The 22,256-nt window shown below is 58.2% G+C and carries 19 protein-coding genes, 6 tRNA genes and 3 rRNA genes; 8 read left to right on the top strand and 20 right to left on the bottom strand.

Features of this window, described 5'->3' with window-relative positions:
• Nucleotides 1-55 precede the first annotated feature (55 nt).
• From nusG to tyrS, 16 genes are all read right to left on the bottom strand, one after another.
• The gene (gene nusG / locus FPB55_RS02260; protein ID WP_003255501.1) at nucleotides 56-589 is read right to left on the bottom strand and encodes a transcription termination/antitermination protein NusG; all 534 of its coding nucleotides are present in this window, start codon (nucleotides 587-589) and stop codon (nucleotides 56-58) included.
• Nucleotides 590-598: 9 nt separating this feature from the next.
• Nucleotides 599-967, bottom strand: a complete 369-nt coding sequence (gene secE, locus FPB55_RS02255) for a preprotein translocase subunit SecE (RefSeq protein ID WP_009681243.1) — start codon at nucleotides 965-967, stop codon at nucleotides 599-601.
• A gap of 44 nt (nucleotides 968-1,011) precedes the next feature.
• Nucleotides 1,012-1,087, bottom strand: a tRNA-Trp gene (locus tag FPB55_RS02250).
• A 54-nt stretch (nucleotides 1,088-1,141) separates the two neighbouring features.
• A complete protein-coding gene (tuf, locus tag FPB55_RS02245) occupies nucleotides 1,142-2,335 on the bottom strand; it encodes an elongation factor Tu (protein WP_010951775.1) in 1,194 nt (397 codons plus the stop codon).
• A 76-nt stretch (nucleotides 2,336-2,411) separates the two neighbouring features.
• Nucleotides 2,412-2,487, bottom strand: a tRNA-Thr gene (locus tag FPB55_RS02240).
• A gap of 29 nt (nucleotides 2,488-2,516) precedes the next feature.
• Nucleotides 2,517-2,590: transfer RNA gene (locus FPB55_RS02235), tRNA-Gly, on the bottom strand.
• Between the two features lie 24 nt (nucleotides 2,591-2,614).
• A tRNA-Tyr gene (locus FPB55_RS02230) sits at nucleotides 2,615-2,698 on the bottom strand.
• Between the two features lie 152 nt (nucleotides 2,699-2,850).
• A complete protein-coding gene (locus FPB55_RS02225; protein ID WP_115293307.1) occupies nucleotides 2,851-3,276 on the bottom strand; it encodes a hypothetical protein in 426 nt (141 codons plus the stop codon).
• Nucleotides 3,277-3,283: 7 nt separating this feature from the next.
• Nucleotides 3,284-4,033, bottom strand: coding sequence for a pantothenate kinase (locus tag FPB55_RS02220; RefSeq protein WP_009681393.1), 750 nt, complete (start codon nucleotides 4,031-4,033; stop codon nucleotides 3,284-3,286).
• A complete protein-coding gene (gene birA / locus FPB55_RS02215) occupies nucleotides 4,023-4,982 on the bottom strand; it encodes a bifunctional biotin--[acetyl-CoA-carboxylase] ligase/biotin operon repressor BirA (protein WP_054906288.1) in 960 nt (319 codons plus the stop codon). The genes FPB55_RS02220 and birA overlap by 11 nt, the downstream gene beginning before the upstream one ends.
• A 260-nt stretch (nucleotides 4,983-5,242) precedes the next feature.
• Nucleotides 5,243-5,358, bottom strand: a 5S ribosomal RNA gene (rrf, locus tag FPB55_RS02210).
• A 134-nt stretch (nucleotides 5,359-5,492) separates the two neighbouring features.
• Nucleotides 5,493-8,385 (bottom strand): 23S ribosomal RNA (locus FPB55_RS02205).
• 249 nt (nucleotides 8,386-8,634) lie between these two features.
• A tRNA-Ala gene (locus tag FPB55_RS02200) sits at nucleotides 8,635-8,710 on the bottom strand.
• A 24-nt stretch (nucleotides 8,711-8,734) separates the two neighbouring features.
• Nucleotides 8,735-8,811: transfer RNA gene (locus FPB55_RS02195), tRNA-Ile, on the bottom strand.
• A gap of 85 nt (nucleotides 8,812-8,896) precedes the next feature.
• A 16S ribosomal RNA gene (locus tag FPB55_RS02190) occupies nucleotides 8,897-10,433 on the bottom strand.
• The 16S, 23S and 5S rRNA genes sit together here with 2 tRNA genes alongside, the layout of an rRNA operon.
• Nucleotides 10,434-11,006: 573 nt before the next feature.
• The gene (gene tyrS, locus FPB55_RS02185; RefSeq protein WP_144187457.1) at nucleotides 11,007-12,206 is read right to left on the bottom strand and encodes a tyrosine--tRNA ligase; all 1,200 of its coding nucleotides are present in this window, start codon (nucleotides 12,204-12,206) and stop codon (nucleotides 11,007-11,009) included.
• A gap of 213 nt (nucleotides 12,207-12,419) precedes the next feature.
• Here tyrS and FPB55_RS02175 point away from each other — a divergent pair, with 213 nt between their 5' ends.
• Entirely contained in the window at nucleotides 12,420-13,841 is a 1,422-nt protein-coding gene (locus FPB55_RS02175; protein WP_009681266.1) for a peptidoglycan DD-metalloendopeptidase family protein, read from the top strand.
• Between the two features lie 3 nt (nucleotides 13,842-13,844).
• On the top strand, nucleotides 13,845-14,936 hold the full coding sequence (locus tag FPB55_RS02170) for an anhydro-N-acetylmuramic acid kinase (protein WP_144187455.1): 1,092 nt from the start codon (nucleotides 13,845-13,847) through the stop codon (nucleotides 14,934-14,936).
• 60 nt (nucleotides 14,937-14,996) lie between these two features.
• On the opposite strand, the gene erpA is transcribed toward FPB55_RS02170, so the two are convergent.
• Together erpA and argC are read right to left on the bottom strand one after the other, a co-directional pair.
• On the bottom strand, nucleotides 14,997-15,347 hold the full coding sequence (gene erpA, locus FPB55_RS02165; protein WP_003255511.1) for an iron-sulfur cluster insertion protein ErpA: 351 nt from the start codon (nucleotides 15,345-15,347) through the stop codon (nucleotides 14,997-14,999).
• A gap of 150 nt (nucleotides 15,348-15,497) precedes the next feature.
• A complete protein-coding gene (gene argC, locus FPB55_RS02160) occupies nucleotides 15,498-16,532 on the bottom strand; it encodes an N-acetyl-gamma-glutamyl-phosphate reductase (protein WP_009681264.1) in 1,035 nt (344 codons plus the stop codon).
• Nucleotides 16,533-16,674: 142 nt separating this feature from the next.
• Between argC and hemJ the strand changes: the two genes are divergently transcribed.
• The 5 genes from hemJ (at nucleotide 16,675) to FPB55_RS02135 (ending at nucleotide 20,181) form a co-directional block, all read left to right on the top strand.
• The gene (gene hemJ / locus FPB55_RS02155; RefSeq protein WP_009681263.1) at nucleotides 16,675-17,100 is read left to right on the top strand and encodes a protoporphyrinogen oxidase HemJ; all 426 of its coding nucleotides are present in this window, start codon (nucleotides 16,675-16,677) and stop codon (nucleotides 17,098-17,100) included.
• A 133-nt stretch (nucleotides 17,101-17,233) separates the two neighbouring features.
• Complete coding sequence (locus tag FPB55_RS02150; protein WP_144187454.1) at nucleotides 17,234-18,016, top strand: SDR family oxidoreductase; 783 nt, start codon at nucleotides 17,234-17,236, stop codon at nucleotides 18,014-18,016.
• A 62-nt stretch (nucleotides 18,017-18,078) separates the two neighbouring features.
• Nucleotides 18,079-18,417: a histidine triad nucleotide-binding protein gene (locus FPB55_RS02145; protein WP_054906028.1), complete on the top strand. Its 339-nt coding sequence runs from the start codon at nucleotides 18,079-18,081 to the stop codon at nucleotides 18,415-18,417.
• A gap of 65 nt (nucleotides 18,418-18,482) precedes the next feature.
• Complete coding sequence (coq7, locus tag FPB55_RS02140) at nucleotides 18,483-19,130, top strand: 2-polyprenyl-3-methyl-6-methoxy-1,4-benzoquinone monooxygenase (RefSeq protein ID WP_029887376.1); 648 nt, start codon at nucleotides 18,483-18,485, stop codon at nucleotides 19,128-19,130.
• A 10-nt stretch (nucleotides 19,131-19,140) separates the two neighbouring features.
• Nucleotides 19,141-20,181, top strand: a complete 1,041-nt coding sequence (locus FPB55_RS02135) for a DUF2157 domain-containing protein (RefSeq protein ID WP_144187452.1) — start codon at nucleotides 19,141-19,143, stop codon at nucleotides 20,179-20,181.
• A 39-nt stretch (nucleotides 20,182-20,220) separates the two neighbouring features.
• Here FPB55_RS02135 and FPB55_RS02130 read toward each other — a convergent pair whose 3' ends face one another.
• Complete coding sequence (locus FPB55_RS02130; protein WP_004376171.1) at nucleotides 20,221-20,643, bottom strand: OsmC family protein; 423 nt, start codon at nucleotides 20,641-20,643, stop codon at nucleotides 20,221-20,223.
• A 189-nt stretch (nucleotides 20,644-20,832) separates the two neighbouring features.
• On the opposite strand from FPB55_RS02130, the gene crp reads away from it, so the two are divergent.
• Nucleotides 20,833-21,477 (top strand): cAMP-activated global transcriptional regulator CRP, encoded by a 645-nt coding sequence (gene crp / locus FPB55_RS02125; RefSeq protein WP_009681258.1) that lies wholly within the window; start codon nucleotides 20,833-20,835, stop codon nucleotides 21,475-21,477.
• Here crp and FPB55_RS02120 read toward each other — a convergent pair.
• Nucleotides 21,474-22,178 (bottom strand): lipoate--protein ligase family protein, encoded by a 705-nt coding sequence (locus tag FPB55_RS02120; RefSeq protein WP_009681257.1) that lies wholly within the window; start codon nucleotides 22,176-22,178, stop codon nucleotides 21,474-21,476. The genes crp and FPB55_RS02120 overlap by 4 nt on opposite strands.
• Nucleotides 22,179-22,256 lie beyond the last annotated feature (78 nt).

Below are 22,256 nucleotides of genomic sequence, written 5' to 3'. Positions count from 1 at the left end.
TGACGACAAAACCCCGCAGCACACAGGGCTGCGGGGTATGGGATGCTTTGTCCGCCTAGACCTTTTCGACCTGGCTGAACTCGAGCTCCACCGGAGTAGAGCGACCGAAAATGAGCACTGCAACCTGCAGGCGGCTCTTTTCGTAGTTAACCTCTTCGACACTGCCATTGAAGTCAGCGAACGGACCGTCAATGACACGAACCACTTCACCTGGCTCGAACAGCGTCTTCGGCTTCGGCTTGTCGCTACCGTCGGCAACGCGACGCAGGATAGCCTCGGCTTCTTTATCAGTGATCGGCGCAGGCTTATCTGCAGTACCACCGATAAAACCCATCACACGAGGGGTGTCCTTGACCAAGTGCCAAGTCCCTTCGTTCATCTCCATCTGGACCAGTACATAGCCAGGAAAGAATTTGCGCTCACTTTTGCGCTTCTGGCCGTTACGCATTTCGACGACTTCTTCGGTCGGAACCAAGATCTCGCCGAAACCGTCTTCCATGCCAGCCAGCTTGACGCGCTCAATCAGGGAGCGCATTACATGCTTCTCGTAACCCGAGTAAGCATGCACAACATACCAACGCTTAGCCACGGGACACCTTTAGCCAACGATCAGGGAGACCGCCCAGCCGAGCAGGGAGTCGAGCCCCCACAGCAGCAGTGCCATAACCAGCACAACAGCCACGACAATCAGCGTGGTCTGGGTGGTTTCCTGGCGGGTCGGCCACACGACTTTACGAATCTCGGCACGAGCTTCCTTCGCCAACGTAAAGAACGACTTGCCCTTCGCAGTCTGCAGAGCTACAAAGCCCGCGACAGCAGCCAGGACGAGAAGTGCGAGAACGCGATACAGGATTGGGGAGGCGGAGTAATACTGGTTACCCACTACGCCAACAACCACCAAAGCCACTACAGCCAGCCACTTGAACAGATCAAAACGCGATTCTTGGGCTTCAGTTTTGGGGGTCATCGAGGAGGATCCTGTAAGAAGAAAGCCATCACACCGAGGTGAAATGGCAGGTCAGGAGGGAATCGAACCCCCAACCTACGGTTTTGGAGACCGTCGCTCTGCCAATTGAGCTACTGACCTGTAACGCTGTATCAGGCCGGCCATTATACCGGCCTGATCAAGTAAATCAACTACTTATTCAATAATTTTTGCTACGACGCCAGCGCCGACGGTACGACCGCCTTCACGGATAGCGAAGCGCAGACCGTCTTCCATTGCGATGGTCTTGATCAGGGTAACAGTCATCTGAATGTTGTCACCTGGCATTACCATTTCAACGCCTTCCGGCAGTTCGCAGTTACCGGTCACGTCAGTGGTACGGAAGTAGAACTGAGGACGGTAGCCTTTGAAGAACGGAGTGTGACGGCCGCCTTCTTCCTTGGACAGAACGTAGACTTCTGCGGTGAACTTGGTGTGCGGCTTGACCGAACCTGGCTTGACCAGAACCTGGCCACGCTCAACGTCGTCACGCTTGGTACCACGCAGCAGAACGCCGCAGTTCTCGCCAGCACGACCTTCGTCCAGCAGCTTGCGGAACATCTCAACACCGGTGCAGGTGGTGGTGGTGGTGTCACGCAGACCAACGATTTCCAGCGGATCCTGAACGCGGACGATACCACGCTCGATACGACCGGTTACAACGGTACCACGACCCGAGATCGAGAATACGTCTTCGATTGGCATCAGGAATGGCTGGTCGATCGCACGAACTGGCTCAGGGATGTAGGCATCCAGAGTTTCTACCAGCTTCTTGACAGCGGTAGTGCCCATTTCGTTGTCGTCTTTGCCTTCCAGCGCCATACGAGCCGAACCGATGATGATCGGGGTGTCGTCGCCTGGGAAGTCGTAGGTGGACAGCAGGTCGCGAACTTCCATCTCGACCAGCTCCAACAGCTCAGCGTCGTCTACCAGGTCAGCCTTGTTCAGGAAGACCACGATGTACGGAACGCCAACCTGACGGGACAGCAGGATGTGCTCACGGGTTTGTGGCATCGGACCATCGGCGGCCGAGCAAACCAGGATCGCGCCGTCCATCTGGGCAGCACCGGTGATCATGTTCTTCACGTAGTCAGCGTGACCTGGGCAGTCAACGTGAGCGTAGTGACGAATGTTCGAGTTGTACTCGACGTGAGCGGTGTTGATGGTAATACCGCGCGCTTTTTCTTCCGGAGCCGAGTCGATCTTGTCGAACTCAACGACTGCCGAACCGAAAACTTCGGAGCAGACGCGAGTCAGAGCTGCGGTCAGAGTGGTCTTACCGTGGTCAACGTGGCCGATGGTGCCGACGTTAACGTGGGGAAGGGAACGATCAAACTTTTCCTTAGCCATCGATACAACCCTCGCAGAAGAATAGTCTTGCGCTGATAAAACAAAGGCAGATATTTTCATATCTGCCTTGTTTGTATGGAGCTCTTGAGCGGACTTGAACCGCTGACCTCACCCTTACCAAGGGTGTGCTCTACCAACTGAGCTACAAGAGCGAAACACTTTGTGCAAAATCCAGCAAACTTGGAGCGGGTAGCGGGAATCGAACCCGCATCATCAGCTTGGAAGGCTGAGGTTCTACCACTAAACTATACCCGCGGAGCTTGTGGCTCTCGCTAAAACTGGTGGAGGGAGAAGGATTCGAACCTTCGAAGCTCTCGCAACGGATTTACAGTCCGTCCCCTTTGACCGCTCGGGAATCCCTCCAGATGTGGCCGGCATTCTATTTGTCTGCCGTCCTAGTGTCAAGCGTTTTTTCAAATTTTTTCAATCAAATCTGAAACTTAGCTGCTTTGACACCGCTTCCAGCTCTACCACCTAAGTGGTGTTCCCTGTGAAGCGGGCGCCATTCTATCAAGCTATTCGTCAGTTGCAATACCCTGGCAGAAAATAATTTTATGTTTTAAGTCTTTGAAATCATTGGAAAGAGATGAGAGCACCGTTTCATCCAGCAATCGCTCGCTTTCCGGGGCTACCTTGAGCCAACGACCATCGGCACCAGGCAACTGCCCTACCACCGGCACCGTCGCAATATCGAGGCTAAGCAGGCGCTGGCGCAGGGCTTCGAGCTGCGCCTGCACCATTACCCCACCGATTACCAGGCATTCATCCCGGCGCTTTGTGGGTGTTGATACACCCGTTTCACGCAAAAGCCGGATTTCTTGCTGACTCCCCTTGTACAGAGACAAGGGGGCGACTTCCTTGACCTTCAGCGGGGCTTCCTGCTGATGCCACACGTAGTAGAAGACGTTGAGCACCAGTAACAGCAGAAACAACCAACGCATAGGCACCTCAATCCAATGGACAAGCCATGGCCAGCCCCACGAACACCAGGTCGGGCACGACACGCGCCTGGGGCACGGCCTCCCTCACTAGCGGCGCATCGCCCCCAGTGAGGAATACGGTGAAATCTTCACCCCACAGGGCGCGTGCCTGCTCGAGCTGCGTGCGGGCAAAACCCTGCAGCATCAGAACACAACCGCGCTCGACTGCCTCGACGGTTGAGCGCCCTGGCAACAGGCTCGTCAACGCGCGCTCGGCGGAGGCATCGTCATAACGAATGCGCCGGGTGTGGGTGCGCAACTGACTGCGCATCAATGGCATGCCCGGGCAGATATACCCGCCCAGGTGCTCGCCATCCGCAGCCACGAAGTCGGCTTTTGCGGCAGTCCCCAAATCGATGACCAGGCAAGCCCCTTTGGCAACATGAAATGCACCTAACGCGGCCAGCCAGCGATCCATCCCCAAACGCTGGTAATCCTCATAACCGTTGCGCACGCCTGCCATTTCCCGGGCGGGGTGCGCTACCCGGGCCTGAACGGCAAAGGCCTGGGCGATAACCGCGCAAAGCGCATCGGTCTCTTCCTCGCTACGCACACTCACAATGCGACAGCCCGTAAGACGCACCGAGGCGAGTGCGGCCACTTCGGCCACCAATGCCTGATCGGAGTCGACAATCCCGCCGCCCTCGATCACTGCATCGGCGACATGGATGACCCGCCATTTGATAAAGCTGTTTCCGCAATCGAGCTCAAGAATCATCACGCAACCTCAAACTGAGCTCACCACCGCTGAAGCTCTTCTCCACTCCATCCACCTCAAGGCGCAAGCCGCCCTGCCCGTCGACGCCAAGAACAACACCATCAATACGCGTGTTACCGGCAATCAGCGATACACTCCGGCCTTGCCAAAGGTGCGCCTGCTCCCATTCCTCCTGGAATGCAGCGAAACCATAGCGCCGATGACGTGCCAGTTCATGCTGCAAATGCTGGGTGAGCGACGCCACCAGGTGATTCCGGTCTATTGCCCCACCCAGCTCGCGTCGCATCGACGTCCACTGCTGGTCGACCTGCTCGTTCGCCTGCATGTTCACATTGATGCCGACACCCAGCACAACATGGCAGACATCGGCTGGATCTCCCACCAGTTCCAGCAGAATGCCGGTGATCTTCATCCCGCGAACCAGGACATCGTTAGGCCACTTCAGCCCTACATCTTTTACACCAAAGCCCTGCAAGGTGCGCATTACTGCCAACCCTACCACCAGGCTCAAGCCTTCAAGCTGGCGCATGCCGCCGTCAACCCGCAGCACCAGGCTGTAGTACAGGTTCTCGGCAAACGGACTGACCCATTGCCGACCACGTCGGCCACGGCCAGCGCTCTGGCGCTCGGCCAAAACCAAAAAGGGTGCTGCCTGGCCCTCACCCGCCATGCGCAGGCCTTCGGCGTTGGTCGAGTCGATCGTGTCGTGGATGAATACTGGCCACTGCTCGCCTTCGGCGAACCCGGCGATTGCTTGTGCCTCAAGCAACACCAGCGGCGCAGCCAATTGGTAACCACGCCCACGAACTTTGTGAATGGTGAGGTTCAGTTCACTCTCCAGGTGCTGCAGCTGCTTCCAAACGGCGCTACGACTCACCCCGAGGGCCGCCCCCAGAGCTTCTCCGGAATGGAACCGGCCGTCCTTGAGGAGATTCAACAACTTCAGCATGCCAGTCTCGACTTGGAATAAGGCAGGCATGATAGCTATGGGCTGGGGGATTGCATAGGAAAAGGGCCGAATGCCTCGGGCTTAAACGCTCAGCCTGACGATAATGGCGCCGAGGAGCAGGCGCTGTGATGGCACCGGCTGCGCCGGTGTTCGCGGGCGCGCCCGCTCCCACAGGGATTGTTGTGAGGCCAGGAGACTTTTTTGGAGCACAAAGACAAAACCCCTACCTGCATGCGCAGATAGGGGTTTTGCGAAATGAATCTTGACGATGACCTACTCTCACATGGGGAAACCCCACACTACCATCGGCGATGCATCGTTTCACTACTGAGTTCGGGATGGGATCAGGTGGTTCCAATGCTCTATGGTCGTCAAGAAATTCTGTAGCCAGAATGTCCAGATGGACAGCCCAGCGAATCCGGATATGTGATGTTTGTGATGCCTTGCGAACTTTCGGTTCATGTCATCTTCACCACCGCAATCTGCGTCAGCAAATTGCTTGGGTGTTATATGGTCAAGCCTCACGGGCAATTAGTATTGGTTAGCTCAACGCCTCACAGCGCTTACACACCCAACCTATCAACGTCGTAGTCTTCGACGGCCCTTTAGGGGATTCAAGATCCCAGTGAGATCTCATCTTGAGGCAAGTTTCCCGCTTAGATGCTTTCAGCGGTTATCTCTTCCGAACATAGCTACCCGGCAATGCCACTGGCGTGACAACCGGAACACCAGAGGTTCGTCCACTCCGGTCCTCTCGTACTAGGAGCAGCCCCTCTCAAATCTCAAACGTCCACGGCAGATAGGGACCGAACTGTCTCACGACGTTCTAAACCCAGCTCGCGTACCACTTTAAATGGCGAACAGCCATACCCTTGGGACCGGCTTCAGCCCCAGGATGTGATGAGCCGACATCGAGGTGCCAAACACCGCCGTCGATATGAACTCTTGGGCGGTATCAGCCTGTTATCCCCGGAGTACCTTTTATCCGTTGAGCGATGGCCCTTCCATACAGAACCACCGGATCACTAAGACCTACTTTCGTACCTGCTCGACGTGTTTGTCTCGCAGTCAAGCGCGCTTTTGCCTTTATACTCTACGACCGATTTCCGACCGGTCTGAGCGCACCTTCGTACTCCTCCGTTACTCTTTGGGAGGAGACCGCCCCAGTCAAACTACCCACCATACACTGTCCTCGATCCGGATAACGGACCTGAGTTAGAACCTCAAAGTTGCCAGGGTGGTATTTCAAGGATGGCTCCATGAGAACTGGCGTCCCCACTTCAAAGCCTCCCACCTATCCTACACAAGCAAATTCAAAGTCCAGTGCAAAGCTATAGTAAAGGTTCACGGGGTCTTTCCGTCTAGCCGCGGATACACTGCATCTTCACAGCGATTTCAATTTCACTGAGTCTCGGGTGGAGACAGCGCCGCCATCGTTACGCCATTCGTGCAGGTCGGAACTTACCCGACAAGGAATTTCGCTACCTTAGGACCGTTATAGTTACGGCCGCCGTTTACCGGGGCTTCGATCAAGAGCTTCGCTTGCGCTAACCCCATCAATTAACCTTCCGGCACCGGGCAGGCGTCACACCCTATACGTCCACTTTCGTGTTTGCAGAGTGCTGTGTTTTTAATAAACAGTCGCAGCGGCCTGGTATCTTCGACCGGCATGAGCTTACGGAGCAAGTCCTTCACCCTCGCCGGCGCACCTTCTCCCGAAGTTACGGTGCCATTTTGCCTAGTTCCTTCACCCGAGTTCTCTCAAGCGCCTTGGTATTCTCTACCTAACCACCTGTGTCGGTTTGGGGTACGGTTCCCAGTTATCTGAAGCTTAGGAGCTTTTCTTGGAAGCATGGTATCAACCACTTCGTCGCCTAAAGGCAACTCGTCATCAGCTCTCGGCCTTGAAATCCCGGATTTGCCTAAGATTCCAGCCTACCACCTTAAACCTGGACAACCAACGCCAGGCTGGCCTAACCTTCTCCGTCCCTCCATCGCAATAACTGGAAGTACAGGAATATTAACCTGTTTTCCATCGACTACGCTTTTCAGCCTCGCCTTAGGGACCGACTAACCCTGCGTCGATTAACGTTGCGCAGGAAACCTTGGTCTTTCGGCGTGCGAGTTTTTCACTCGCATTGTCGTTACTCATGTCAGCATTCGCACTTCTGATACCTCCAGCAAGCTTCTCAACTCACCTTCACAGGCTTACAGAACGCTCCTCTACCGCATCACCAAAAGGTGATACCCGTAGCTTCGGTGCATGGTTTGAGCCCCGTTACATCTTCCGCGCAGGCCGACTCGACTAGTGAGCTATTACGCTTTCTTTAAAGGGTGGCTGCTTCTAAGCCAACCTCCTAGCTGTCTAAGCCTTCCCACATCGTTTCCCACTTAACCATGACTTTGGGACCTTAGCTGACGGTCTGGGTTGTTTCCCTTTTCACGACGGACGTTAGCACCCGCCGTGTGTCTCCCATGCTCGGCACTTGTAGGTATTCGGAGTTTGCATCGGTTTGGTAAGTCGGGATGACCCCCTAGCCGAAACAGTGCTCTACCCCCTACAGTGATACATGAGGCGCTACCTAAATAGCTTTCGAGGAGAACCAGCTATCTCCGAGCTTGATTAGCCTTTCACTCCGATCCACAGGTCATCCGCTAACTTTTCAACGGTAGTCGGTTCGGTCCTCCAGTCAGTGTTACCTAACCTTCAACCTGCCCATGGATAGATCGCCCGGTTTCGGGTCTATACCCAGCGACTAAACGCCCTATTAAGACTCGCTTTCGCTACGCCTCCCCTATTCGGTTAAGCTCGCCACTGAATATAAGTCGCTGACCCATTATACAAAAGGTACGCAGTCACCTAACAAAGTAGGCTCCCACTGCTTGTACGCATACGGTTTCAGGTTCTATTTCACTCCCCTCTCCGGGGTTCTTTTCGCCTTTCCCTCACGGTACTGGTTCACTATCGGTCAGTCAGTAGTATTTAGCCTTGGAGGATGGTCCCCCCATATTCAGACAAAGTTTCTCGTGCTCCGTCCTACTCGATTTCATTGATAAGAGATTTTCGTGTACGGGGCTATCACCCACTATGGCCGCACTTTCCAGAGCGTTCCACTAATCTCAAATCAACTTAAGGGCTGGTCCCCGTTCGCTCGCCACTACTAAGGGAATCTCGGTTGATTTCTTTTCCTCAGGGTACTTAGATGTTTCAGTTCCCCTGGTTCGCCTCTTGCACCTATGTATTCAGTACAAGATACTCAGCTTATGCTGAGTGGGTTCCCCCATTCAGAGATCTCTGGATCACAGTCTGTTTGCCGACTCCCCAAAGCTTATCGCAGGCTACCACGTCTTTCATCGCCTCTGACTGCCAAGGCATCCACCGTATGCGCTTCTTCACTTGACCATATAACCCCAAGCAATCTGGTTATACTGTGAAGACGACATTCGCCGAAAATTCGCATTTCGCCCAGTTAAGAGCAGAACTCACAAATTTTACCTTAGCCTGATCACACACCAGTGAAAGTGCGTATCAGTCTATATCTATCACATATCCGAATTTTTAAAGAACGATCTGACAAAAGTCAGAAATCAACATTCATCACCGAATGTTCATTTCTAATTTCTGAGCAGGAGCAACATCTACCGCAGAAAGTGGTGGAGCCAAGCGGGATCGAACCGCTGACCTCCTGCGTGCAAGGCAGGCGCTCTCCCAGCTGAGCTATGGCCCCGTATTCTACGGCTGAACCATGTAATGGTAGGTCTGGGCAGATTTGAACTGCCGACCTCACCCTTATCAGGGGTGCGCTCTAACCAACTGAGCTACAGACCTATAACAGGGTTGCGTTACAGCATCGTCTTTTACAATGAATCAAGCAATTCGTGTGGGAGCTCATCAGCAGGCTGATGTCGTCGATTAAGGAGGTGATCCAGCCGCAGGTTCCCCTACGGCTACCTTGTTACGACTTCACCCCAGTCATGAATCACACCGTGGTAACCGTCCTCCCGAAGGTTAGACTAGCTACTTCTGGTGCAACCCACTCCCATGGTGTGACGGGCGGTGTGTACAAGGCCCGGGAACGTATTCACCGCGACATTCTGATTCGCGATTACTAGCGATTCCGACTTCACGCAGTCGAGTTGCAGACTGCGATCCGGACTACGATCGGTTTTGTGAGATTAGCTCCACCTCGCGGCTTGGCAACCCTCTGTACCGACCATTGTAGCACGTGTGTAGCCCAGGCCGTAAGGGCCATGATGACTTGACGTCATCCCCACCTTCCTCCGGTTTGTCACCGGCAGTCTCCTTAGAGTGCCCACCATAACGTGCTGGTAACTAAGGACAAGGGTTGCGCTCGTTACGGGACTTAACCCAACATCTCACGACACGAGCTGACGACAGCCATGCAGCACCTGTGTCAGAGTTCCCGAAGGCACCAATCCATCTCTGGAAAGTTCTCTGCATGTCAAGGCCTGGTAAGGTTCTTCGCGTTGCTTCGAATTAAACCACATGCTCCACCGCTTGTGCGGGCCCCCGTCAATTCATTTGAGTTTTAACCTTGCGGCCGTACTCCCCAGGCGGTCAACTTAATGCGTTAGCTGCGCCACTAAAATCTCAAGGATTCCAACGGCTAGTTGACATCGTTTACGGCGTGGACTACCAGGGTATCTAATCCTGTTTGCTCCCCACGCTTTCGCACCTCAGTGTCAGTATCAGTCCAGGTGGTCGCCTTCGCCACTGGTGTTCCTTCCTATATCTACGCATTTCACCGCTACACAGGAAATTCCACCACCCTCTACCGTACTCTAGCTTGCCAGTTTTGGATGCAGTTCCCAGGTTGAGCCCGGGGCTTTCACATCCAACTTAACAAACCACCTACGCGCGCTTTACGCCCAGTAATTCCGATTAACGCTTGCACCCTCTGTATTACCGCGGCTGCTGGCACAGAGTTAGCCGGTGCTTATTCTGTCGGTAACGTCAAAACAGCAAGGTATTAGCTTACTGCCCTTCCTCCCAACTTAAAGTGCTTTACAATCCGAAGACCTTCTTCACACACGCGGCATGGCTGGATCAGGCTTTCGCCCATTGCCCAATATTCCCCACTGCTGCCTCCCGTAGGAGTCTGGACCGTGTCTCAGTTCCAGTGTGACTGATCATCCTCTCAGACCAGTTACGGATCGTCGCCTTGGTGAGCCATTACCTCACCAACAAGCTAATCCGACCTAGGCTCATCTGATAGCGCAAGGCCCGAAGGTCCCCTGCTTTCTCCCGTAGGACGTATGCGGTATTAGCGTTCCTTTCGAAACGTTGTCCCCCACTACCAGGCAGATTCCTAGGCATTACTCACCCGTCCGCCGCTGAATCAAGGAGCAAGCTCCCGTCATCCGCTCGACTTGCATGTGTTAGGCCTGCCGCCAGCGTTCAATCTGAGCCATGATCAAACTCTTCAGTTCAATACTGCTTGGGTTTTTAAGAAACCCTAAACTTGGCTCAGCAATCTCAAATGACTATGTGATTTCTCGCATGGCCACTTGTGATGCTGATAATCTTTGTGACTATCAGTCCGTACTCACAAGCACCCACACGAATTGCTTGATTCAATTTGTTAAAGAGCGGTTGGTTAAGAGTGTTTCATCTCAACCGAGGCGCGCATTCTACGCTTTCCTCATTTGCTGTCAAGCGTTTATTTTGAAGTTTTTTGCGAGAAACTCGTTTAGCTTCAAACACTTGACTCGCTGCGATCTCTCGTAGCGGGAGGCGAATCATACAGCGTTTAAAAGCGCTGTCAACCATCATCTCAACCGCTTTCGATCATTTGATCGTAGCCCTCACAGCGCCTTCCGAATCGATTAACTCATTGAATTTCAAGGAGTTTGTCGTTCCGTTGTCGCTGGAAGTGGGGCGCATTATAAGGGGATTCGAGAAGGCGTCAACCTTTAATTCAAATAAACTTTCAGGGCGCTTGAAAAGCAAAGCGGGGAGGCCTTTCGGCCTCCCCGCTTCTATATAGGTACACCGCCAGGCAATCACTCAGCCTTCAGCGTAACCCGCCCGAAGGACTTCTTACCCGCCTGGCACACATGCGTAGCACCCAGACCAAACAGGAAATCCTTGTCGACCACCACACCATCCACTTTCACTGCACCAGCACTCAGCAAGTCACGCGCCTGCGCCGAGTTCTTCACCAGGCCAGCACGGTTCAGAACCGCAGCGATAGGCAAGCCTTCCGCCGAAACCACCTCTACCTCCGGCAGGTCTTCAGGCAGCTCGCCTTCTTTCATACGGTTGCCCGCAGCACGGTGTGCATTGGCGGCAGCCTCCTCACCATGGAAACGCGCGACTATCTCTTCCGCCAGCTTGATCTTGATGTCTCGCGGGTTGGCGCCATTGGCCACATCGGCGCGGAACTGCTCAATCTCTTCCATGGAGCGGAAGCTCAGCAGCTCGAAGTAACGCCACATGAGCGTATCCGGGATCGACACCAGCTTGCTGTACATCACGCCCGGCGCTTCCTGGATACCGACATAGTTGCCCAGCGACTTGGACATTTTCTTCACACCGTCCAGCCCTTCGAGCAACGGCATGGTCACGATGTTCTGCGCTTCCTGGCCATAGGCACGCTGCAGTTCGCGCCCCATCAGCAGGTTGAACTTCTGGTCGGTACCACCCAGCTCGACGTCTGCTTTCAGCGCGACCGAATCGTAGCCCTGCACCAGCGGGTAGAGGAACTCGTGAATGGCAATCGGCTGGTTGGTGGTGTAGCGCTTGTCGAATTCATCGCGCTCGAGCATGCGCGCCACCGTGTACTGCGAGGCCAGGCGAATAAAGTCGGCCGGGGTCAGCTTGTCCATCCAGGTGGAGTTGAAGGCGACTTCGGTCTTGGCCGGATCAAGAATCTTGAACACCTGCTGCTTGTAGGTCTCGGCGTTGTCCAGCACCTGCTCACGAGTCAGCGGCGGACGCGTTGCGCTCTTGCCGCTTGGGTCGCCGATCATGCCGGTGAAGTCGCCGATCAGGAAGATGACCTGGTGGCCCAGCTCCTGGAACTGACGCAGCTTGTTGATCAGCACCGTGTGCCCCAGGTGCAGGTCCGGGGCGGTCGGATCGAAGCCGGCCTTGATGCGCAGAGGCTGGCCGCGCTTGAGCTTCTCAACCAGTTCCGACTCGACCAGTACTTCTTCCGCACCGCGCTTGATAAGCGCCAGCTGCTCTTCAACCGACTTCATAGACAAACCCGCAAGGCTCAGATTCAGGGGGAGCCAACCATACAAGATCGGCCGTCAAATACAAGTTTTGCAAAGGAATGTGACCCGGGCACAGGCTTGCGACGTCTACGCGCCCTTGCGTGAAAGTGGATTTGGTTATATTTTATACAGTTATTTCATCTTCATCATGTCATTCATCTATTCCATTTCACCTTTTTCAAAGTCACCTTACCCATGACCAACGAACCGCCTAAAGCGCCACCGCTTTATCCGAAGAGCCACCTGTTGGCCGCCAGCGGCATTGCCGCCCTGCTCAGCCTGGCTTTGCTGGTATTTCCGTCCAGCGAAGTGGAAGCCAAGAAAACCACCCTCAACCTCGAGCTGGAAAGCCCTGCCGAACAATTGAAGGACGAAGCCCGCGCTGCGCCCATGGTGCAGGCACAGGGTGAGCAAGGCTCACCTTTCGCCCAGATAGAAGCAGCCACACCCGAAACCCAGAAAGCCGAGCAGCCAACGCAAGACGCCAAACAGGTCGCCGAAGCCGCCAAGCAACCAGGCCACCGCGAGGTTACCGTAGCGCGCGGCGATACCCTGTCCACGCTGTTTGCCAAGGTCGGCCTGCCAGCCAATGCCGTGCACGACCTGCTGGCCAGCAACAAGCAGGCCAAGCAGTTCACCCAACTCAAGCACGGCCAGGTCCTGCAGTTCGAACTCGACAAGGATGGCCAACTGGCCAGCCTGCACAGCAAGGTCAGCAACCTTGAAACCATCAGCCTGAGCAAAAGCGCCAAAGGCTTTACCTTCAACCGTGAAATCAGCAAGCCGGTGGTGCGTACTGCCTATGCCCACGGGGTCATCAAAAGCTCGCTGTCAGCCTCTGCCCAGCGTGCCGGCCTTTCCCACAGCATGACCATGGACATGGCGCGCGTGCTGGGCTACGACATCGACTTCGCCCAGGATATTCGCCCAGGCGACGAGTTCGACGTGGTCTACGAGCAGAAGGTGATGGATGGCAAGGTCGTCGGCACGGGCAATATCCTTTCGGCGCGCTTCACCAACCGTGGCAAAACCTACACTGCCGTGCGCTACACCAACAAGCAGGGCAACACTACCTACTACACTGCCGACGGCAACAGCCTGCGCAAAGCCTTCATCCGCACCCCGGTGGACTTCGCCCGTATCAGTTCGCGCTTCTCCGCCGGCCGCAAGCACCCGATCCTGAACAAGATTCGCGCGCACAAGGGCGTTGACTACGCAGCCCCACGCGGCACGCCTATCAAGGCAGCAGGCGACGGCCGCATCGAACTGGCCGGGCGCCGCGGCGGCTACGGCAACACCGTGATCATCCAGCACGGTAACCGCTACAAGACGCTGTATGGCCACATGCAGGGCTTTGCCAAAGGCATCAAGACCGGTAGCACCGTCAAGCAGGGCCAGATCATCGGTTACATCGGCACCACTGGCCTTTCCACCGGGCCTCATCTTCACTATGAGTTCCAGGTCAATGGCGTGCATGTCGACCCCCTGAGCCAGAAGGTGCCAATGGCCGACCCGATCGCCAAGAACGAGCGTCAACGCTTCTTGCAGCAGAGCCAGCCACTGATCGCCCGCATGGATCAGGAAAAGGCCACCCTGCTCGCCGCGAACAAGCGCTAAGCCATGGCGCTTTACCTGGGGGTGATGTCCGGTACCAGCCTGGATGGCCTGGACATCGCCTTGGTCGAACAAGGCGAGCAGCTTGAACTGCTCGCCACGCTCTACCTGCCAATGCCCGCCAGCCTGCGCCAGGACTTGCTTGCCCTGTGCAGCAGCGGCCCTGACGAAATCGCCCGGGCAGCATTGGCGGAAAATCACTGGGCCACCCTTGCGGCCGAGGGTATACGCCAGCTGCTCGCTCAGCAGGGCCTGCAGGCTGACGCCATACGCGCCATTGGTAGCCATGGTCAGACGGTCCGTCACGAACCCGCTCGCGGCTTCACCGTACAGATCGGTAACCCCGCGCTGCTCGCCGAGCTTACTGGTATCAGCGTGGTAGCCGACTTCCGCCGCCGCGATGTGGCCGCCGGCGGGCAAGGCGCGCCACTTGTCCCGGCCTTCCACGAAACCCTGTTCAGCCACCTGGGCCAACGGGTAGCGATTCTCAATGTGGGCGGTTTCAGCAACCTCAGCCTGATCGAGCGGGATGCACCGGTGCATGGCTTTGATTGTGGTCCAGGCAATGTTTTGCTGGATGCCTGGGTCGAGCGCAAACGCGGCCAGGCCTACGATGCCGACGGTGCCTGGGCTGCCACCGGCGTGGTGCAGGCCGATTTGCTGCACGCATTGATGAGCGACCCGTTCTTCGCGGGCAGCGGCCCCAAGAGTACCGGCCGTGAGGTGTTCAACCTGCCTTGGCTCGACCGCCACCTCGCCGGCCTGCCCGCCTACCGGGACGAGGATGTGCAGGCGACACTGCTGGAGCTGACCGCACGCAGCATCATCGACTCGCTGGAAAAAGCGCAACAAGGCACCGAAGCGCTGTTGGTCTGCGGTGGAGGCGCCCGCAACGGTGCGCTGATGGCCCGCCTCGGCCAACTGCTGCCCACTGCACGTGTTACAAGCACCAGTGCCCATGGCGTAGACCCTGACTGGGTCGAAGCCATGGCTTTCGCCTGGCTGGCCCATTGCTGCCTGGAGGGCATCGCCGCCAACCGCCCCAGCGTCACTGCCGCCAGGGGCCTGCGCATACTCGGTGCAATCTATCCGGCATAACACCCAGGCCAGAAAGCAAAACGCCGCGCAATTGCGCGGCGTTTTCGTATCGGCCCGAATTCAGATCGAGAACGACGACCCGCAACCGCAGGTGGTGGCGGCATTCGGGTTCTTGATCACAAAGCGCGAACCTTCCAGGCCTTCCTGGTAGTCCACTTCGGCACCGGCCAGGTACTGGAAGCTCATCGGGTCGACCACCAGGGAAACGCCTTCGCGCTCGACGATGGTGTCGTCTTCAGCCACGTCTTCATCGAAGGTGAAGCCGTACTGAAAGCCCGAGCAACCGCCACCGGTCACGAACACCCGCAGCTTCAGACGTTCATTGCCTTCCTCATTGACCAGGTTCTTCACCTTCTGGGCTGCGCCATGGGTGAATTCCAGGCCGGTAGGGGTGAAGGTTTCGACGCTCATGTTGATTCTCCCGGCGCGGTAGCCGCCATATAACTCTCGATGACGCGCATTATCCGCTTTCCCGAGAAAATTGGTCAACAATACGTAAGCCGCAAGCGACAACCTACACGCCGCAAGCTCCACCCGCAGGGGTGTTGCTCGCGGCGTCTGTCACGGCAGCAGGCCTGCGTGGGACAGGCCCATGCGCTCATCCAGTCCAAACAGGATGTTGAGGTTCTGCACTGCCTGCCCCGAAGCCCCCTTCACCAGGTTGTCGATCACCGACAGCACCACTACCAGGTCCCCGCCCTGCGGGCGATGAACGGCAATGCGGCAAACGTTGGCACCGCGCACGCTGCGGGTTTCCGGGTGGCTACCGGCCGGCATCACGTCGACGAACGGCTCATCGGCGTAGCGTTTCTCGAACAACGCCTGCAGGTCGACCGAAGTATCGGCCACGTTCGCGTACAGGGTAGCGTGGATACCACGGATCATCGGTGTCAGGTGCGGCACGAACGTCAGGCCGATGTCCTTGCCGGCCGCCTGGCGCAGGCCCTGGCTGATTTCCGGCAAGTGGCGATGCCCCTTGACGGCATAGGCCTTCATGCTTTCACCGGCTTCGCAGAACAGCGAACCCACTGCCGCACCACGCCCGGCGCCGCTGACACCCGACTTGCAGTCGGCGATCAGCCGCGCGGGGTCGGCCAGACCCGCTTCCAGTAACGGCAGGAAACCGAGCTGGGTGGCGGTCGGGTAGCAACCCGGCACGGCAATCAGGCGCGCCTGGCGAATCTTCTCGCGGTTCACTTCGGGCAGGCCATACACGGCATCCTTGAGCAGTTCAGGCGCGCCATGCGGCTGACCGTACCACTTGCCCCACTCGGTGGCATCCTGCAGACGGAAGTCAGCCGACAGGTCGATCACCTTGGTACCCGCCGCCAGCAATTCGCCGGCCAGTGCGTGGGCAACGCCATGCGGTGTGGCGAAGAACACGACGTCGCAAGCAGCCAGCGCCTTGCTGTCGGGTACGCTGAACGCCAGCCCGTCATAGTGGCCGCGCAGGTTCGGGTACATGTCTGCCACCGCCACGCCCGCCTCCGAGCGCGAAGTGATGACAGCCACTTCGGCCTGTGGATGCTGTGCCAGCAGACGCAACAGTTCGACGCCGGTGTAACCGGTGCCGCCAACAATACCGACCTTGATCATAACGCTTGCCCCTTATCAACGAGCCGTCTGGAAAGCGCACGATAATAGGGGCGCGAGGCGCCTGTAACAACTCTTCGGGTGTCCCTTCCGGCGCCCGACCACTACTATCTGACGACCGTGATTACCTGAAGGAACACCCTCCATGCTTTACCTATGGATCAAAGCGCTGCATATCGTCAGCGTAGTCTGCTGGTTCGCCGGCCTGTTCTATCTGCCGCGGCTGTTCGTGTACCACGCCCAGAGCCAGGACAGCATCAGCCAGGAACGCTTCGTGACCATGGAGCGCAAGCTCTACCGCGGCATCATGAACCCCGCAATGGTCGCCACCTATGTGTTTGGCGCCTGGATGCTCTACCTCAACCCCGGCTGGCTGAGCCAGGGCTGGCTGCATGCCAAGCTGACCCTGGTAATCCTGCTCACCGGCTACCATCACGTGTGTGGCGCCCAGCGCAAACGCTTCGCCAGCGGCACCAACACACGCAGCCACGTCTATTATCGCTGGTTCAACGAAGTGCCCGTGCTCATCCTGCTGGGCATCGTGATTCTGGTGGTGGTCAAGCCGTTCTGACACAGCCACCTCAACTATCAGCAAGCCCAGCCGCGCTGCCAGGCCATTGGCCCCCGGGCCTTGTAGCAAAACGCAGCACCTGGCACGGGCAAGCTGTACACTAGGCGCCCTCTTCCGCCCCCAGGAGCCTTGCATGTCCCGTTACGCCATGATCACTGGTGCTTCCAGCGGCCTGGGCCTGGCCCTGGCGGAAGCGCTGGCACGGCGTGGACGCAACCTGATCCTGGTGGCACGCCAGCGCGAAACGCTGGAACCGGTCGCCCTCGAGCTGACCCAACGCTTTGGCGTAGAGGTACTGTTCCGCGCCTGCGACCTCAGCCAGCCGCTGCGCCTGTCAGGTTTCGTGCTGGAGCTGGAAGAAGGCGAGCGGCGCATCGACCTGCTGGTCAACTGCGCCGGTTTGCGCACCTACGGCCCGTTCCTGGCCCATGAGTGGGCCGACGAGCAAGACCTGCTCGAGGTCAACGTGCTGGCCATGAGCCGGCTATGCCATGCAATCGGCAACCTGATGGCCGTGCAGGGTGGCGGGCAGATCCTCAACGTTGCAGGCCTGGCCGGGGTCGCACCTGGGCCATGGATGGCGGCCTATGCCGCCAGCAAAGCCTACGTGCTGAGCTTTTCCCAGGCACTGCGCGAGGAGCTCAAGCGCGCCGGCATCAAGGTCTCGGTACTGTGCCCCGGCCCGGTACGCTCTGCACGGCGGCGCATCCCCCGCCTGGATGGCAAGCCACGCTGCCTGAGCCCCGAGGAAGTGGCCCTGTACACGGTGCGGGCGCTGGACAAGAACCGCGCCCTGATCATGCCAGGGCGGCGCAACCGCTGGCTGGCCTTCGCCCCCCGTCTGCTGCCACGCTGGCTGGTACACAAACTGGCCGGCGCCATTCACCGCCGCTATTGCCCGGCCGGCATGGAATAGCCACTGGGCGATTGGCGCCTGGCTGAGTACACTCGGCCCGACCTTCACCATGGAGCAGTGCTGTGGACGATCTATTCCTCAAAATCATCAACCGGGAAATTCCGGCGGATATCATCTACGAAGACGACCAGGTCCTGGCGTTCAAGGACATTGCTCCGGCGGCGCCGGTGCATTTCCTGGTCATCCCGAAAAAGCACATTCCTACCCTCAATCACCTCACAGAAGAGGACAAGGCCCTGGCAGGCCACATCCTGTTCACTGCCCAGCGCCTGGCAGTCGAACAAGGCTGCGAGGAAGGCTTCCGCGTGGTAATGAACTGCAACCCCAAAGGCGGCCAGACCGTCTACCACATCCACATGCACGTGCTTGGCCAGCGCCAGATGAACTGGCCGCCGGGCTGATCCACGGCAAGCGACCCCGCCGCTATTGCGGTAAACTGTCGGGCACATTCTTGCGGAGGTGCCCGATGGCTACCGAACGTCACTACTCGCCGCTCGACCGCTTGTTGCTGCAGGCCGATACCGCCATGCGCACCTTGCTGCCCTTCAGCGGCCAACCCGCCCGGCCGTCACCGGCCATCATCCAGCCAGACGCCAACCTGGACGAACAGCAAACCCGCCACATTGCCGGGCTGATGCGCATCAACCATACCGGTGAAGTCTGCGCCCAGGCCCTGTACCAAGGTCAGGCCCTGACGGCCAAGCTGCCCGAAGTGCGCAAGGCCATGGAACATGCCGCCGAGGAAGAAATCGACCACCTGGCGTGGTGCGAGCAACGCATTCGCCAGCTGAACAGCCACCCAAGTGTGCTCAACCCCCTGTTCTATGGCATGTCCTTCGGCATCGGCGCACTGGCCGGGCTGGTCAGCGACAAGGTCAGCTTGGGTTTCGTCGCCGCCACCGAGCACCAGGTATGCAAGCACCTGGACGAACACCTTGAGCAGTTGCCGCAAGAAGACGAAAAGTCCCGCGCCATTCTTGAGCAGATGCGCGTCGACGAAGAGCAGCACGCCGAGTCCGCCCTGGAAGCCGGTGGCTACCGTTTCCCTGCTCCTGTGCGCTTCGGTATGAGCTTGCTGGCCAAGGTCATGACCAAGAGCACCTACCGCATCTGAAGGCTGCCCCATGACGGACCGAATCCACGCCAAGGACCTGGCGCGAGCCGTGCAAGCCGGCGTTCTCCAGCCTGGCCAGGACCAGGCCCTGCTGGCGTTCCTGCGCCAGCAACCGCCAGCACGCGGTACCTTTCAGCTGGCCCATGTCGCCTTCTACTTCGGCGCCATGCTGATCATGGCGGCCATGGGCTGGTTGCTCACCGAGGCCTGGATGAGCATCGGCGACGCCGCACTGCTGGTCATCGCCAGCCTGTACATCGGGCTGATCACCTTATTTGCCCTCAACTTGCAGCGGCGTGCGCAGCCCGTAGCCGCCGGGGTACTGGCCGCCGTCGCGGTCAGTATCGTGCCGCTGGCAGTGTTCGCCATCGAACGCTTGGCGGGTTGGTGGCCAATGGATGACACCCAGGCCAACTACCACCACTACTACACCTACGTGCAAGGCGGCTGGCTGGCGATGGAGGCGGCCACGGTAGTGGCCGGTTTGCTGATGCTGCGGTTGATCCCTTACCCGTTCATCGTCATGCCGATCGCCGTGGCCCTATGGTTCATGTCGATGGACATGACTGAGTGGTTCTTCGGCTCGCCGTTCAGCTGGGCGCAGCGCCGTGAGGTTTCGCTGTGGTTCGGCCTGGGAATGCTGGTGGTGTTCCTGCTGGTGGACGGCCGTACACGCGAGGACTATGCCCGCTGGGGGTACCTGGCAGGACTGGCGGCATTCTGGGGCGGGCTGACGCTACTGGACAGCGGCAGCGAGCTGGGCAAGGCGCTGTACTGCCTGATAAACATTGCGCTGATGGGCATGGCAGTGCTGCTGCGCCGGCCGGTGTTCATGGTGTTCGGCGCGCTGGGGGTTGCGGCCTACCTGGGCTACCTGGCGTATGAGGTATTCGCGCAATCGCTGCTGTTCCCGGTCGTGGTGACACTGATCGGGCTGGGGGTCATCTGGCTGGGGCTGGTCTACCAGAAGCGCCGGGAGCGGTTGAGCCGCGCAATGCGCAGCGGCTTGCCGGCATGGCTTCGCTCTGCATTGCCGGCACTGCGCAACTGATGGTGTCGGGACCGCCTGGCGGCCCCAAAAAACCCGGCTTCAACCCAACTCTACAATCTCGTACCCGTGGGTAATCTCGACCCCGGCACGCTCGAGCATGATCGACGCAGAGCAGTACTTCTCTGCCGACAGCTCTACCGCGCGCTTGACCTGCGCTTCTTTCAGCCCGCGCCCCTTAACGACGAAGTTCATGTGGATCTTGGTGAACACTTTCGGGTCTTCACTGGCGCGCTCGGCTTCCAGAAACGCCTCGCAGCTCTCCACCGCCTGGCGCGACTTCTTCAGAATGCTGACCACGTCAAAGCTGCTGCAGCCACCCAACCCCAACAGCAGCATCTCCATAGGGCGCACACCCAGGTTGCGGCCGCCGGCCTCGGGAGGGCCATCCATCACGACGACATGGCCGCTGCCCGATTCGCCGAGAAACATTGCCTCACCGGCCCACTGGATACGTGCCTTCATCTACCTGGACTCCTGATATTCGGAAAAGGGTGTCAGCTTAGACCTTGTGTGGCTGTGGGAAAAGTACGAGAGGACTCGGTTTAGTACCGAAACATCTTGTAGTGTCTGATAAGCTGGCGCCAAATGACTGGCGCCTGCCGCTGTCGATCTACAAAAATACCCAAGCCTCGTATCGAACAGGACTTCGTGATGGTTGCCTCTGCCCTACCCGCAAAGATCAAGAACATCGACAAGTTGCTGGTGCACTGCCAGCGCCGCCGCTTCACCGCAAAAAGCAACATCATCTGCGCTGGCGACCGGGCCGAAACACTGTCGTTCATCATCAAGGGGTCGGTCACCATCATCATCGAAGACGATGACGGTCATGAAATGATCATCGCCTACCTCAACCCGGGCGATTTCTTTGGCGAGCTGGGGCTGTTCGAGCCCGTTGAGGGTGAGCAGCAGCGCAGCGCCTGGGTACGGGCGAAGACGGAATGCGAAGTGGCCGAGATCAGTTACGAGAAATTTCGCGAAGTGGCGCGCCAGGACCCGGAAATTCTCTACGCCCTGGGCAGCCAGATGGCCCAACGCCTTCGTAATACCACACGCAAGGTCGGCGACCTGGCGTTCTTCGACGTAACCGGCCGCGTCGCCCGCTGCCTGCTGGAGCTGTGCAAGCAGCCCGACGCCATGACCCATCCGGATGGCATGCAGATCAAGATCACCCGCCAGGAAATCGGCCGCATCGTCGGTTGCTCGCGGGAAATGGTCGGCCGCGTGCTCAAAGACCTCGAAGAGCGCAGCCTGGTCCATGTCAAAGGCAAGACCATGGTGGTCTACGGTACCCGCTAATCCCTGGGCAGGTCGGCCAAGACCTTGGCGTAAGCTTGCGAGAGGCGCTGGAACCAGGGCACTGCGGGCGCCACTTCGTGCAAGGCAATGTGTGCGTCGGCGCGGCAACGCTGCTCAAGCGCGCAGCACTCGTTGAAACGGTTGACCGCCGCCACCATCGCCTCACGTTCGTTGTCCAGCAACAACGCGCCGTGCACCAGTACCACCGGGCGTTTGCCGCCCAGGCCCTGGCGCCATCGCTGGGCGGTACCGACCAGCTTGCGGCCGTTGAGGTTGACGTTGTAACGGCCATCGCAGAAGGCGCCGTCGATTTCCCCCACCGACGCTACCCCGCCCCACTCGCGCAACACATCGCACAGTGGCAGGCACAGGCGCTCATAAGCGGTTTCGATACGGCCATGGTCGCCTTCGCTGCGCGGCGCGGCATAGACCAGCGCCACGTTCACGGTGGCATGCGACTGCGGGACCGGCTCACCGCCGGTTTCACGCAGCAATACCGGCCAACCGGCGATCGCCAGTTCTGCGCAGGCTGTTTCGAAATTGGCTAGCCGGCTCATGCGCCGGGGCATCACCAAGGCATGGTCAGTGGGGCGCCAGAACAGCACACCACTCTCACGTTCGCCGCGGCAAACGGCGGCCAGCAGGTCCTGTTCGGCGTGCAAGCCCTGCTCGACAGTCAGGGCCAGGGGTTGATCGCTCATTGCTCCACCTTGGATGTTGTTTTCAAGGGCCTCTTGCCGGGCCCGTAAAAAAGCCGGCAATCACGCCGGCTTCATTGC

Origin of the sequence: Pseudomonas sp. BJP69 (genome assembly GCF_007633355.1) — a bacterium.
Taxonomy (GTDB): Bacteria; Pseudomonadota; Gammaproteobacteria; order Pseudomonadales; family Pseudomonadaceae; genus Aquipseudomonas; species Aquipseudomonas juntendi.
This window is presented reverse-complemented; position numbering and strand designations above follow the sequence as displayed.

Excerpts from the sequence above, each read along its gene's own strand:
- secE (WP_009681243.1), bottom strand. The coding sequence starts at position 967 with ATGACCCCCAAAACTGAAGCCCAAGAATCGCGTTTTGATCTGTTCAAG.
- tuf (WP_010951775.1), bottom strand. The coding sequence starts at position 2,335 with ATGGCTAAGGAAAAGTTTGATCGTTCCCTTCCCCACGTTAACGTCGGC.
- FPB55_RS02225 (WP_115293307.1), bottom strand. The coding sequence starts at position 3,276 with ATGCGTTGGTTGTTTCTGCTGTTACTGGTGCTCAACGTCTTCTACTAC.
- FPB55_RS02220 (WP_009681393.1), bottom strand. The coding sequence starts at position 4,033 with ATGATTCTTGAGCTCGATTGCGGAAACAGCTTTATCAAATGGCGGGTC.
- birA (WP_054906288.1), bottom strand. The coding sequence starts at position 4,982 with ATGCTGAAGTTGTTGAATCTCCTCAAGGACGGCCGGTTCCATTCCGGA.
- tyrS (WP_144187457.1), bottom strand. The coding sequence starts at position 12,206 with ATGAAGTCGGTTGAAGAGCAGCTGGCGCTTATCAAGCGCGGTGCGGAA.
- FPB55_RS02175 (WP_009681266.1), top strand. The coding sequence starts at position 12,420 with ATGACCAACGAACCGCCTAAAGCGCCACCGCTTTATCCGAAGAGCCAC.
- FPB55_RS02170 (WP_144187455.1), top strand. The coding sequence starts at position 13,845 with ATGGCGCTTTACCTGGGGGTGATGTCCGGTACCAGCCTGGATGGCCTG.
- erpA (WP_003255511.1), bottom strand. The coding sequence starts at position 15,347 with ATGAGCGTCGAAACCTTCACCCCTACCGGCCTGGAATTCACCCATGGC.
- argC (WP_009681264.1), bottom strand. The coding sequence starts at position 16,532 with ATGATCAAGGTCGGTATTGTTGGCGGCACCGGTTACACCGGCGTCGAA.
- hemJ (WP_009681263.1), top strand. The coding sequence starts at position 16,675 with ATGCTTTACCTATGGATCAAAGCGCTGCATATCGTCAGCGTAGTCTGC.
- FPB55_RS02150 (WP_144187454.1), top strand. The coding sequence starts at position 17,234 with ATGTCCCGTTACGCCATGATCACTGGTGCTTCCAGCGGCCTGGGCCTG.
- coq7 (WP_029887376.1), top strand. The coding sequence starts at position 18,483 with ATGGCTACCGAACGTCACTACTCGCCGCTCGACCGCTTGTTGCTGCAG.
- FPB55_RS02135 (WP_144187452.1), top strand. The coding sequence starts at position 19,141 with ATGACGGACCGAATCCACGCCAAGGACCTGGCGCGAGCCGTGCAAGCC.
- FPB55_RS02130 (WP_004376171.1), bottom strand. The coding sequence starts at position 20,643 with ATGAAGGCACGTATCCAGTGGGCCGGTGAGGCAATGTTTCTCGGCGAA.
- crp (WP_009681258.1), top strand. The coding sequence starts at position 20,833 with ATGGTTGCCTCTGCCCTACCCGCAAAGATCAAGAACATCGACAAGTTG.
- FPB55_RS02120 (WP_009681257.1), bottom strand. The coding sequence starts at position 22,178 with ATGAGCGATCAACCCCTGGCCCTGACTGTCGAGCAGGGCTTGCACGCC.